Origin of the sequence: Streptomyces rapamycinicus NRRL 5491 (genome assembly GCF_024298965.1) — a bacterium.
In the GTDB taxonomy this organism is placed as follows: Bacteria; Actinomycetota; Actinomycetes; order Streptomycetales; family Streptomycetaceae; genus Streptomyces; species Streptomyces rapamycinicus.
Genome location: NZ_CP085193.1, coordinates 3,530,295 through 3,543,055 on the forward strand (window position 1 = coordinate 3,530,295; position 12,761 = coordinate 3,543,055).

The following is a 12,761-nucleotide window of genomic DNA, read 5'->3' on the forward strand; positions in this document are numbered from 1 at the left end:
GGTCAGGACACCGGCCGGGAGTCCGCCCAGACGCTCTCGAACTCCTCGCGGTAGGTGCCGAAGAGCCCGCCCTCACCCTCCTCGGCCGCCCCCTCGCGGACGACCTCGCGGCCCCGTCCGCCGCCGCGCAGCACCAGGACCGGGGCCTCCATGCCCCGGGCCTTGCGCAGATACGACTGGACGACGGCGAGGCCGTCCGCGCCGTCGCCGTTGACCAGGTAGGCGGTGAAGCGGGGTGTCTCGTCGAAGACATGGATCTCGAACGCGTCCGGGTCCCGCAGCCGGGCCCGCACCCGCCGCATATGGAGGATGTTCATCTCCACCGAGCGGCTCATCTCGCCCTTCTTCAGGCCGAGCTCGCGCTCCCGCCGCCGCACCGCGCTGCTCGCCGGGTTGAGGAAGAGCAGCCGGGCCCGGCAGCCGGATTCGGCCAGCCGGACCAGCCGGCGGCCCGAGTAGTTCTGGACCAGGAGGTTGAGCCCGATGCCGACGGCGTCGAGGCGGCGGGCGCTGCCGAAGAGGTCCTCGGCGGGCAGCTGGCGCTGGAGCCGCACCCGGTCGGAATGGACGCCCACGACGTCGGCGTAGCGGTCGCCTACGAGGTCCTCGACGGCGTCGATGGGCAGCCGGTCGGCGGAGGGGGAGCCGGTACCGCTGCCGAGGATCTCCAGCAGCCGGGCGGAGGCCCGCTCGGCCTGGGCGAGGACCGTCTCGGACAGGGCGCGGTTGCGGGAGACCACATTGCGGGAGACCTCCAGCTCGTCCAGGGCCAGCTCCACCTCACGGCGGTCGTCGAGGTACGGCTCGAAGCACGGCCAGTGCTGGACGAGGAGCTCCCGCAGCTGCGGCAGGGTCAGGAAGCTGACGACATTGTCGTCGGCCGGGTCGAGCAGATAGCCCTTGCGCCGGCTGACCTCCCGTACGGCGACCGCGCGCTGCACCCACTCCTGCCCGGCGGGGCCGGCGGCGGCGATGACCCAGTCCTCGCCGTGGACCGGTTCGTAGATGGGCCGCAGCACGGCGCTGACGACGGCGCGCAGCCGCTGTTCCACGAGGTTGAGCCAGATATAGGCCCGCCCGGCCCGGCGTGCGCGTGTGCGCACCTCGCTCCAGGCTTCGGCGCCCCAGTCCAGTTCCGCTCCGATCTCCATCGGCCGCACCACGGACACCGCGCCGGGAGGTGCGTCGGTGGAGCCGTCACCCCCGGGACCTCCGTCACCGGGGGGCAGCTCCAGCCCGCCCGAGCTCACCTGTGCACCGCCTTCCGCCCCCGTCCAACGATCACCGCAGACTACTGCGCTGGCGGGGGCGGTGCGACACTCAGGTCCTGCCTATCAGGTCAACGTTCCTCTTCTGTATGGCCGTTGTGTCCGGACAGTGCAGGCGGCGTGAGGGGATTCATAGCGGTGACGTCCCGCGGGGACAGCTGGAAGCCCTGCCAGTGCAGCGGCATCGGCTCCTGGTCCTCATCCCGGGCGATGTGATGGAACCCGATGTTGACCCACACGATGGGGTGCTTGAGGGTCTGCCCGTTGACCCACTTGTCGACGCTCTTACCGGCACCGGCGCCGCAATTGCGCAGATTGTTGCTGGCGAACTGCTCACACTTGTTGTACTCGGTGAAGTAGACGTCGTGTTTGGTGAAACTACGCCCCTGGTACTTGGTGGTGTGGCCGGGAACGATCTCGTAGCTGCGCGGATGGCCGTCCTTGTTCTTGCCCGCCGCGCTGACCACGCGCCACCACCGCGCCGCCGCCGCGTCGCCCGCCAGCTCCTTGGTGACCTTGGTGCGGGTGGTCTTGGTCTTCGGGATCCGCCCGGAGGCCGCGGTGGTCTTGGAGTCGTACTGCTCGACCTTGCTCTTGGGCGAGCCGTCCAGCCCGAAGTTCAGCCGCCAGAAGACGTTGTGCGCGTGGCTGGTGGCGTAGTCCTTGGCGCCCTTGCCGATGGGCCAGCCGCGGCCGTCGCCCGCGTCGTAGTCCATCGGGGAGAGCGTGCCGGTGGCGCCGACCTGCATGGTCATGGTGCCGTCACCGGCGAACCGCCACTCGGTGATGTACTCGTACCAGCCGACCTGGTTGACGGTGTAGAGCAGCAGGTCCTTGCCCTGGAGCTGGTAGACCTTGTTCTCGCTGCCCGCCCCGAAGCCGCCCTCGCCCATGCGGTAGGCGTGGCCGCGGGCCCGGGTGGTGGCGCACAGGCCCTTCACATTCGGGTGGTCGGGGTCCCAGGCGTCGGGCACCCGCACGGTCTTGATGGTGCCGCCGGGGCACTCGGCCGGATCCAGCTGCTGCAGCCCCTGGGCGAAGTCCTGCCCGGTGAGGTCGTCGTACTCATTGCTGCCGTCGTCGTAGGGCACATGGATCTGGCCCAGCTTCGCCGAGGTCAGCACCTTGATCGGGGCGCTTTCGCCCTTGGGCTGGTACGAGACGTCGTCGAGCACGAGACCGGCCTTGCTCTCGTAGTGCCAGCACATCCGCCAGACGGTGCCGCCGTCGAGCTTCTGCTCGATTCTGTACGGGGCGCTGCAATCCGCCGCGGCAGCGGTCCGCGGGGCCGCCTGGGCGCTGCCGACCGGCCCGGCGGCGATCGCCACGGTGCCGAGCAGCGCCGAGGCGCCGATGGCCGCCGCGACCCGGGCACGGGCGCGGCGGAGCCTGCTGTCAGGCATGGGGAGACTCCTGTAATGAAGCGTCGAGGGGTTGCGAAGCGCCGGTATGCCGGGCGCTTCGGCCGTCACCCGCCGGCCGTCAGGCGAGCTTGGAGACCTTGTGGGCGCTCAGGTCGACCACCATCTGCCGGGCGTCGATCCAGGGACCGTTCACCACCCGGGTGAACAGCCGTACGCAGCGGTGCTTGCCGCAGTCCTGGACCGAGGCCGGACCGGGGTTGCTGCCCTCGCCCGCGCGGTAGACGAAGCCGGTGACGGTCAGCTGGTCCGGTCGGGTCAGCGCCTTGCCGGTGGCGTCCTTGAAGTCCTTCTTCAGCCCCTCGCCCAGCTGGTCGGCCATCAGCAGCCGCGCGGCCTCCATCACCTCGTCGCGGTTGGGCGGCGGCTGCACCCCGCGCTGGGTGTCGGTGCCGGTGACCTTGCCGTTGCCGAGGTCGACCGTCTTGGTGACGTAGGTGTCGTCCTTGTAGTCGTAGTACGTCACCTCGGCGCGGCGCGGCGGGTCGGCGGCCCCCACCTCTTCGGGGCTCAGCTCCGCGAGGTCGGTGGAGAGCCGCTCGGGGCCCTTGGCGCCCTTGACGTCCTCGCTGCTCATACGGAAGTCGCGCCCGGCCGCGAGGCTCTGGGCGCGCTTCATCTCGTCGTCGGTCAGCGGATCGCGGCCGCTGCCGGTCTTGCCCTGCTCGGGCGCCTCTTCCACCACTCCGGGCTGCTGCCGGGCCGCCTGGCCCTGCTCCGCCGAGGAGCTCTGCGGTCCCCCACCCGAGCCCTCCTCGCCGGACGCGCTCCCCGGGAGCGTCACCCCGACCATGACCGCCGTGGCGGTGATCGCCACGGCCGCGCCGGCCACCACCTTGCCCAGGTGGCGGTGCATCATCTTGCGCACATCCTCCCCCATTCCCCCCTGTCGTCTTATCGGAGTGCATAGCGGGATACGCGTATGCCTCCGGGTCACCCGGTAGGACGAACCGATATGGCCGTAGGTTGCCTCACTTTTGAGGAAGTTCCGCCGAAAGAGCGGATGCCTCCGGCCAGTTGGGAAAGGATGCAGGGTCGGTCATGTTCCGTCCGGTGCCTGGGGTACTCGCGGCCCCCGGAGAAGAAGTGGAAGAGTCGACGTATGCAGGTCTGGCCGGGACAGGCTTATCCCCTTGGCGCCACCTACGACGGCGCCGGAACCAACTTCGCGGTGTTCTCCGAGGCCGCTGTCCGCATCGAGCTGTGCCTCCTGCACGACGACGGCTCGGAGACGGCGGTCGAGCTGCGGGAGTCCGACGCGTTCGTGCGCCACGCCTATCTGCCGGGGATCATGCCGGGGCAGCGCTACGGCTTCCGGGCCCATGGCCCGTACGAACCGGAACTCGGCCACCGCTGCAATTCCGCCAAGCTCCTGCTGGATCCGTACGCCAAGGCGATCAGCGGGCGGATCGACTGGGGCGAGGAGGTCTACGGCTACCACTTCGGGCGGCCCGACAAGCGCAATGACCTCGACTCCGCCCCGCACACCATGGCGTCGGTCGTGGTCAATCCGTACTTCGACTGGGGCGACGACCGTCCGCCGCGCACCGACTACCACCGCATGGTCATCTACGAGGCGCATGTCAAGGGGCTGACCATGCGCCATCCCCGGCTGCCGGAGGAGCTGCGCGGGACCTACGCGGCGCTCGCCCATCCGGCGATCATCGAACACCTGACCGAGCTGGGCGTGACCACGCTGGAACTGATGCCCGTACACCAGTTCGTCCACGACCACCGGCTGACCGACGAGGGGCTGACCAACTACTGGGGCTACAACACCATCGGCTTCTTCGCCCCGCACAACGCCTACGCCTCCTGGGGCGACCGGGGCCAGCAGGTGCTGGAGTTCAAATCGGCCGTCCGGGCGCTGCACCAGGCGGGCATCGAGGTCATCCTGGACGTGGTCTACAACCACACGGCCGAGGGCAACCACCTGGGCCCCACGCTCTCCTTCCGGGGCCTGGACAACGCCTCGTACTACCGGCTGACCGAGGACCGCCGGTACTACATGGACACCACCGGCACCGGGAACTCCCTGCTGATGCGGTCCCCGCACGTGCTCCAGCTGATCATGGACTCGCTGCGCTACTGGGTGACCGAGATGCATGTGGACGGCTTCCGCTTCGATCTGGCGGCGACGCTGGCCCGGCAGTTCCACGAGGTGGACCGGCTGTCGTCGTTCTTCGACCTGGTCCAGCAGGATCCGGTGGTGAGCCAGGTGAAGCTGATCGCCGAGCCCTGGGACGTCGGCGAGGGCGGCTATCAGGTCGGCAACTTCCCGCCCCTGTGGACCGAATGGAACGGCAAGTTCCGGGATACCGTGCGGGACCTGTGGCGCGGTGAGCCGAGGACGCTGGCCGAGTTCGCCTCCCGGCTGACCGGCTCCTCCGACCTCTACCAGGGCGACGGGCGGCGCCCGCTGGCCTCGGTCAACTTCGTCACCTGCCATGACGGCTTCACCCTGCGCGACCTGGTGAGCTACGACGAGAAGCACAACGAGGCCAACGGCGAGTCCAACCAGGACGGCGAGAGCTACAACCGGTCCTGGAACTGCGGCGTCGAGGGCGAGACCGACGACCCGGCGGTGCGGACGCTGCGCCAGCGCCAGATGCGCAACTTCATCGCCACCCTGATGCTCTCCCAGGGCGTGCCGATGCTCAGCCACGGCGATGAGTTCGGCCGCACCCAGGGCGGCAACAACAACGCGTACTGCCAGGACAACGAGGTGTCCTGGGTGCGCTGGCCGGATCACGCCAAGGGGCAGGACGGCGAGGGGGAGGACCGCTCGGCGCTGGAACTGCTGCGCTTCGCCCGCTCACTGGTGTGGCTGCGCCGCGACCACCCCGTCTTCCGGCGCCGCCGCTTTTTCCACGGACGGCCGGTGGAGGGCACCCATGACGAGCTGTCGGACATCGCCTGGTTCACCCATGAGGGAGAGGAGATGACCCCGCGCGACTGGCAGGCGGCGCACGCCAAGTCCCTCGCGGTCTTCCTCAACGGCAGCGCGATCTCCGAACCGGGGGCGCGCGGTGAACGGATCACCGACGACTCGTTCCTGCTGCTGTTCAACGCCCACCACGAGCCACTGGACTTCGTCGTGCCCATCGACCACGGCAAGCAGTGGCAGCTCATCGTGGACACGGCGGTACCGGAGGGCGTGGAGCCGGGCAGCGGCTCGAAAGTGGCGGCGGGCGACCGCCTGACCCTGGTGGACCGCAGCCTGATGGTGCTGCAACGGCCGGCCTAGGGGCTGGTGTCCGCTTATAGGTCCGGGGCCCGCCTGGGCCGAGGGGCGCGGCCGGCGGTCTGCGCGAGCCGCGAGGGCAGTATCACCGCGGCGTACCAGACCAGGGCCACGCACACGAACCCCGTCGCCCCGGAGGTCAGTGACCGTGTGAGGGAGTCGTCCCGTGCGCCGCAGACGAGGGCGAGGGCCGCCGACAGAGCCAGGACGACGGCGGGCAGCGCACGGGGGATCGGCATGACATCTGGTGCGGCGGCGCGCGGCAGCAGCGGCACCAGCCAGGTCGCGAGGGCGGAGCAGGTGCAGGCGATCAGGGTGGCCCCGAGCACGTCGCTGGGCCGGTGGCCGCCCATGGTGGCGGAGACGGAGGCGGTGCAGGCGAGCCACAGCACACCGATCGCGGCGACGTAGGGGCGGATGCGGGGAGCGACGACGAGGACGGCGGCGAGGGTCAGCGCGGCGGGGACGGTCGCGTGCCCGCTGGGGAAGCCCTGGAATACGAGATTCTCGGGGGCGTTCACCAGGTCGGGGCGGGGCAGGACCTTGTGAAGCACCTCGCCGCCCCCGGCGGTGAGAACGACGATCGCGAGCGCCGCGCACCCCCGCCACCAGTACCGTCCCACCAGGGCGAGGACCACGAGGACGGCCAGACCCACCATCAGAGTGGGCTCGGCGCTCTGTCCCATCGGCGGCATAGGCGTCGAGTCCAACTCCGATCCCGACAAGGGGTAGAACCACGCATCCAGCGAGCCGGCCTCCGAACTGTTGAAGATCCCGTTCTCGGCCCGCTGTCCGACCGGGGTGTAGACGGCGAACAGGTACATCGCCAGGAGTCCAAGGGCGTACAGCAGAGGCGGCATCCACGGCCGTTTTGTACTCGAAGGGCCGGATACGTTTGTACTCGAAGGGCCGGATACGGCGCGGACTTCCGGGGTCTGGCCGGAGGTGTCCGGGCGGTGTGCGGGCAGGGTCGAGCCGTCGTGTTGAGTCATCGCTTTCCTTCTTCGTGTGCCTCGTGCCCGGTGCTGGTCCGCTATCCGGCGAGCGAATGGTCCTGCCTGCGCTGAGCGGCGATCGCCAGAGCCGGAAGAGGTGCGATCAGGAGGACGAGGACCACCAGCGTCGGCAGGGAATTCATGAACCCGTCCGGCCGGGCGACGATCGCCTGCGTACGGATGAACGCGACGGCCGCGACGGGAATCAGCCACCGGCGGTCGCCGGTGGCGGCCGTCGCCGCCCACGCGGCGATCAACGCGGCGACTTCGAGGGTGAACAGGCCGCGCTGGAAGGCCGGACTGACAGCGGTCAGCTGGAGGCTCCCGGCCACGAACATGGCGAGCACCACGGGCACCAGCCAGCGGAACGAATGACGCCGCAGCCGGCCAGTACGACAGACCGCCAGCACGGCGCACGCGATGCACAGCGTCACCGACAGCGCCAGGTCATGGGCCGTGATCGGGGAGCCCAGCCCGTAATAGCCCAGCCCGTACTTGCCTTCGTGGCCGAAGAGGGTGGAGCTGCGGAAAGTGGCACCGGCGTAGACCATCGCCGCCGCGGCCGGCAGCGCGATCCACGCCTTGCCGCGCCCCAGGGCGACCAGGCAGACCAGCGGCAGCAGCCCGTAGGGCAGCAGCCGCGTCTTCGTACCGGGCCCTTCCGCCCACGGGTACCAGCCGGAGAAGTGGAACGCGATGGCCTGCTGGCCGGGATCGATGTGCAGGGTCCAGTGCCATACGTCCTGGAGGTACGGCACGAGTGCCAACACGGCGAGGGCGAGGGCCGCCAGATGAACGCCGTCCAGCCACCACGGCCGTGCCGTGTCGTCCACGACGGCACGGGCGCGGGCCCCCAACCCGCCGCGCACCAACGGCACGATCTCCCGTGGCGGAGGCCAGGCGCGGCCGGGATACGCCTCGGCCAGACAGGCCAGCAACTCGTCTCCCTGCCGGGAACGGTAGGACGCGGGGTAGGCCGCGAGCAGGAGACGGTTCATGCCTCCGCCACCCCACGATTCCGTGAGCGTCCGATGACGAAAGCCGCCGCCTGCTGCATCCGCAGCGCCTCCTGGCCGAGCAACTCGGTGCCGTCCTCGGTCAGCCGGTAGTACCGCCGCGCCCGCCCGTCCACCATCTCCTCGTGGTCGGCGGCCACCAGACCGGCCCGTTCCATCCGCTCCAGCGCGCCGTAGAGCGTGCCGACGGCGATCCGGAGCCGCCCGTCAGTGGCCGTCTCTGCGGCCTTGATGATGCCGTAGCCGTGCAACGGCCCGTCCATGAGCGCGGCGAGGATGAAGAACTGCGGCTCTGTCAGAGACGGATTCTTTCGCGTCATGCATCGAGAATATATCGAGGCTCGATATATATCCGCAAGAGGTGCCGGGCGGCCCGGGCGTCGCCCGCACTCGAGCAGCCGCTTCCCACTCCTCCAACGACCCCATCGTCCCGTTGACGCCTTCACCCCGAAGGGTCATCGAAACCCTCAGGTAGATGTCCTTTTTGTGGTGGGGCGCGTCGGGTGGGTACGTACGTTCATATGACGGCTGACCCCGGCACACCCACCGCCACCTATCGCCTCCAGCTCCAGCCCGCCTTCCCCTTCGCGGCGGCGGAGCGAGCGGTGCCGTATCTGGCCTCGCTCGGCGTCTCCCATCTGCATCTGTCCCCCGTGCTGGAGGCGGTGCCCGGCTCCACCCACGGCTATGACGTGGTGGACCACTCCGCCGTCCGGGCCGAACTGGGCGGCGAGGAGGGGCTGCGCACACTCGCCCGGACGGCGCGGGCGCACGGCCTCGGGCTGATCGTCGACATCGTGCCGAACCATATGGCCGCCCCCGCCCCCGAGCGGCTCAACGCCCCGCTGTGGGAGGTGCTGCGGGAGGGCCCGGAGTCGCCGTACGCGCGGTGGTTCGACATCGACTGGCGGGCCCACGGCGGCAAGGTGCTGCTGCCGGTGCTCGGCGGTCCGCTCGGCGAGGAGTGGAACCGGCTGCGGGTCGAGAACGGGACGCTGCGCTACTACGACCACGCCTTCCCGCTGCGTCCCGGCACCGAGGGGCTGCCGCTCGCCGAGCTGCTGGACGCCCAGTGGTACCGGCTCGGCTGGTGGCGGCTGGCCCGCACCGAGCTCAACTACCGGCGGTTCTTCACCATCTCCGAGCTGATCGCGGTGCGGGTGGAGGACCCGGAGGTGTTCGCGGCGACCCATGCCACGCTGCTGGAGCTGGTGCGGGACGGGGTCGTGGAGGGGCTGCGGATCGACCATCCGGACGGGCTCGCCGACCCGGAGGGGTATCTGCGGCGGCTGGACGGGGCGGTGCGGGCGGCGACGGGAGAGGGGGAAGGCGGAGGCGGGCGGCGAGCCGTGCCGGAGGGCGGGGGCGGCCTGGGGAACACGCCAGAAGGCGGGGGCGGGCGGCGCATCGCGCCAGAAGGCAGTGGCGAGCGGCGCATCGCGCCAGAAGGCAGTGGCGAGCGGCGCATCGCGCCAGAAGGCAGTGGCGAGCGGCGCATCGCGCCAGAAGGCAGTGGCGAGCGGCGCATCGCGCCAGAAGGCAGTGGCGAGCGGCGGATCGCGCCAGAAGGCGGCGGCCGTTGGGGCGCACCAGACGGCGACATCGGCCGGTGGACAGCGTCCGAAGGCGGCGGCGCCCGCTGGACCGTCGTCGAGAAGATCCTCGCCCGGGACGAGCGGCTGCCCGCCACCTGGCCGGTCGCCGGGACCACCGGCTATGACGCGCTGCACCACCTCGACGGGCTCTTCGTCGACCCGGACGGTCTGGAGAAGCTGACCGCCCTCTACCGCGCCTTCGCCGCTCCCCCGGCCGACCTGGGCGGCGACTGGGCCGCCACGGTCCGCCGCGCCGCCCATGAGGTGGTCACGCATGAGCTGGCCGCCGAGGTGGAACGGCTGACCCGCACCGCATCCCGCATCTGCGCGGCCGACCCCCGGCTGCGCGACCACGCGCCCTGGGCGCTGCGCACGGCGATCCGGGAGCTGCTGGTGCGGCTGCCGGTCTACCGTCCGTACGCCGCCGGGGGCGGCCCGCCCGCGACGGACGCCGACGCGGTGATGCTGCGCTCGGCGGCGGCGGGCGCCCGGGAGGCGTTCACGGTGGCGCAGGAGGCCCAGGCGGTGCGGGTGGTGCGGGACGCGGCGCTGGGCGGGCTCGGGGACGGTCCGGACGTACGCGACTTCTGCGCCCGCTTCGCCCAGACGGCGGCCGCGCTGCGTGCCAAGTCGGTCGAGGACACCGCCTTCTACCGCTACGCCCCGCTGCTGTCGGCCGCCGAGGTGGGCGGCGATCCGGGGCGGCCGGCCGTGGCCCCGGAGGAGTTCCACGCCTTCGCGGCCCGGCTGCTGCGCGACTGGCCCGCCACCGGCACGGTGCTCTCCACGCATGACACCAAGCGCAGTGCCGACGCCCGGGCCCGGCTCGCGGCGCTCACCGAATGCCCTGGCTGGTGGGGGCGGACGGTGGAGGAGCTGGCACGCTCGGCCCCCGCTCCCGATCCCCATCTGGCCTGGACGGCCTGGCAGACCGCGCTCGCGCTGGGCCACGGGGACGCCGAACGGCTGGTCCCGGCCGTGCTCAAGGCGGTGCGCGAGGCGGGGCTGCGGACGACGTGGACGGAGCGGAACGCGGCATACGAGGCGAAGGTGACCGCCTTCCTGGAGGCCGGGCCCTGCGCGGCGGACCCGTCGGCGTGGGCCGCGATCGGCGCCGAACTCGACGGTCCGGCGCGGGCCAACGCGCTCGGCGCCGCCCTGCTCCAGCTCACCATGCCGGGCGTTCCCGACCTCTATATGGGCACCGAACACGTCTATAAGGCCCTGGTCGACCCGGACAACCGCCGCCCGCCCGAGCTGGGCGGCGAACCGGCGGACGGCCCGTCGGCCGAAAAGCTGCTGCTCACCCGGGCGGCACTGAACCTGCGCCGAGAGCATCCGGAGTGGTTCGGCCCCGGGAGTACGTATACGCCGCTGCTCGCCTCCGGTACTTCCGCCGAGCACTGCGTGGCCTTCTTAAGGACGAACAACGACACGGACGGCACGCACGGCGGCGCCGTCACCGTGGTCACCCGGCTGTCGCGGCGGCTGGCGGAGGCGGGCGGCTGGGGCACCACCCGGCTGCCGCTGCCACCGGGCCGCTGGCGGGACCTGCTGACCGGGCGGACCGCCGAGGGCCCGGCGGCGCTGGACGAGCTGCTGTCCCGGCTTCCGGTGGCGCTGCTGGTCCGGATCTGACGGGCCACCGGAGCGGCCCGTCCGGGCCCACCGGAACGGTCCGTCCACCACTCTGCCTGACGGCTCGCCAGAAAGCCTGCGGCCTTCACGTCCTGAAGCATTTACAGCTGCCCCGGGGCGCGCTACGTTCACCAAGAAATTGGGAGCGCTCCCACGCCGACGGTTCCTGACCCGTTCACGTCGAAGGGAAAGCACGCGCAATGCCTCGACGATCACTGGCACTCGCCTCATCCGCACGCCCTCCGGGCGGCTCCCGCGCGCGCAGGTCCGTACTCCTGGTCCTGCTCGCGGTCCTGCCCGCCCTGGGCCTTGTCTTCTTCTCCGGCGGCAGCGCCTCCGCACACGGCGCACCGATGGCGCCGGGCAGCCGCACCTATCTCTGCTGGAAGTACAGCCTGTCCTCGACCGGTGAGGTCAAGCCGACCAACCCGGCGTGCAAGGCCGCGTACGACAAGAGCGGTGCGACGCCGTTCTACAACTGGTTCGCGGTGCTCCGCTCGGACGGCGCGGGCCGCACCAAGGGGTTCATCCCGGACGGCAAGCTGTGCAGCGGCGCGGCCACCGTCTATGACTTCTCCGGCTTCGACCTGGGCAGCAAGGACTGGCCGGTGACCCATCTGACGTCCGGCAAGTCGATGCAGTTCTCGTACAACGCCTGGGCCGCGCACCCGGGGTCGTTCCGCAGCTATGTCACCAAGAGCCCGATCGACCCGACCAAGCCGCTCACCTGGAACGACCTGGAGGACCAGCCGTTCAACACGGTGACGGACCCGCCGCTGTCCGGTCAGGTCGGCACGGTGGACGGCAAGTACACCTGGACGGCCAATCTGCCCTCCGGCAAGAGCGGACGCCACATCATCTACACCGTGTGGACCCGCTCGGACAGCCAGGAGACCTTCTACAGCTGCTCCGACGTGGTCTTCGACGGCGGCAACGGCGAGGTGACGGTCCCGGGCGCAAGCAGCGGTGGCGGTGGCAGCGATCCCACGGACCCGCCGGGCAACCCGCCGACGGCCTCCTGTGCCGCCACCCAGAAGGTGACCAGCACCTGGAACGGCGGCTACCAGGCCGAGGTGACGGTCTCCAACTCCGGTGCCACGCCCATCTCCTCGTGGATGGTCGACTGGACGGTGCCGTCCGGGCAGCGGATCGACAGCGTCTGGAACGGCAAGCTGAGCACCACCGGTTCCTCGGCATCGGTCACCAACTCCGACTGGAACGGTTCACTGGCCACCGGGGCGTCGACGACCTTCGGCTATACCGCTGGTGGCGGCTCTCCGGACACAACGGCCGCGCCGATCTGCATGGTGCACTAGTCTGCGTCTCACACCGGTCCACGCAGGTGCTCCGACCCGCTCATTGATCTGTCAGGTGCACCTCATCCCGCGCGCCGGTCTGCCGCTCCTTCCCCCTCGCGGGCGGCAGACCGGCCCCGCCCGGGAAATATCGCGTGGACACGGAGACATCGGGGCCCCTAGAGTGCGAGCACGCCCTTGATCAAGGAAGGAGGCGAGAGCAATGGACATCACGACGTTTCCGCGCTCCCGCCCCCTGTCCACCGGGCGTACCCGCGTCTGATCACAC

At 70.7% G+C, this 12,761-nt stretch carries 9 protein-coding genes; 3 read left to right on the plus strand and 6 right to left on the minus strand.

Annotation, left to right across the window (positions count from 1 at the left end; all coding sequences use genetic code 11):
• Window positions 1-2: 2 nt before the first annotated feature.
• The 3 genes from LIV37_RS14215 to LIV37_RS14225 all read right to left on the minus strand — a co-directional run bounded on the left by LIV37_RS14215 (window position 3) and on the right by LIV37_RS14225 (window position 3,548).
• Window positions 3-1,250 (minus strand): SAV2148 family HEPN domain-containing protein, encoded by a 1,248-nt coding sequence (locus LIV37_RS14215; RefSeq protein WP_020867818.1) that lies wholly within the window; start codon window positions 1,248-1,250, stop codon window positions 3-5.
• A gap of 89 nt (window positions 1,251-1,339) precedes the next feature.
• Complete coding sequence (locus LIV37_RS14220) at window positions 1,340-2,671, minus strand: copper amine oxidase (protein WP_020867819.1); 1,332 nt, start codon at window positions 2,669-2,671, stop codon at window positions 1,340-1,342.
• A 79-nt stretch (window positions 2,672-2,750) separates the two neighbouring features.
• The gene (locus LIV37_RS14225) at window positions 2,751-3,548 is read right to left on the minus strand and encodes a Tat pathway signal sequence domain protein (RefSeq protein WP_185057965.1); all 798 of its coding nucleotides are present in this window, start codon (window positions 3,546-3,548) and stop codon (window positions 2,751-2,753) included.
• A gap of 243 nt (window positions 3,549-3,791) precedes the next feature.
• Between LIV37_RS14225 and glgX the strand changes: the two genes are divergently transcribed.
• On the plus strand, window positions 3,792-5,936 hold the full coding sequence (gene glgX, locus LIV37_RS14230) for a glycogen debranching protein GlgX (protein WP_020867821.1): 2,145 nt from the start codon (window positions 3,792-3,794) through the stop codon (window positions 5,934-5,936).
• A 14-nt stretch (window positions 5,937-5,950) separates the two neighbouring features.
• Here glgX and LIV37_RS14235 read toward each other — a convergent pair whose 3' ends face one another.
• From LIV37_RS14235 to LIV37_RS14245, 3 genes are all read right to left on the minus strand, one after another.
• A complete protein-coding gene (locus LIV37_RS14235; protein ID WP_020867822.1) occupies window positions 5,951-6,793 on the minus strand; it encodes a phosphatase PAP2 family protein in 843 nt (280 codons plus the stop codon).
• Window positions 6,794-6,966: 173 nt separating this feature from the next.
• Window positions 6,967-7,926, minus strand: a complete 960-nt coding sequence (locus tag LIV37_RS14240; protein WP_020867823.1) for a hypothetical protein — start codon at window positions 7,924-7,926, stop codon at window positions 6,967-6,969.
• A complete protein-coding gene (locus LIV37_RS14245; protein ID WP_020867824.1) occupies window positions 7,923-8,264 on the minus strand; it encodes a PadR family transcriptional regulator in 342 nt (113 codons plus the stop codon). Before LIV37_RS14245 ends, LIV37_RS14240 begins: the two co-directional genes overlap by 4 nt.
• A gap of 201 nt (window positions 8,265-8,465) precedes the next feature.
• Between LIV37_RS14245 and LIV37_RS14250 the strand changes: the two genes are divergently transcribed.
• Together LIV37_RS14250 and LIV37_RS14255 are read left to right on the plus strand one after the other, a co-directional pair.
• Window positions 8,466-11,177 (plus strand): alpha-amylase family glycosyl hydrolase, encoded by a 2,712-nt coding sequence (locus LIV37_RS14250; RefSeq protein ID WP_020867825.1) that lies wholly within the window; start codon window positions 8,466-8,468, stop codon window positions 11,175-11,177.
• Window positions 11,178-11,377: 200 nt separating this feature from the next.
• Window positions 11,378-12,493, plus strand: a complete 1,116-nt coding sequence (locus LIV37_RS14255) for a lytic polysaccharide monooxygenase (RefSeq protein WP_020867826.1) — start codon at window positions 11,378-11,380, stop codon at window positions 12,491-12,493.
• Window positions 12,494-12,761 lie beyond the last annotated feature (268 nt).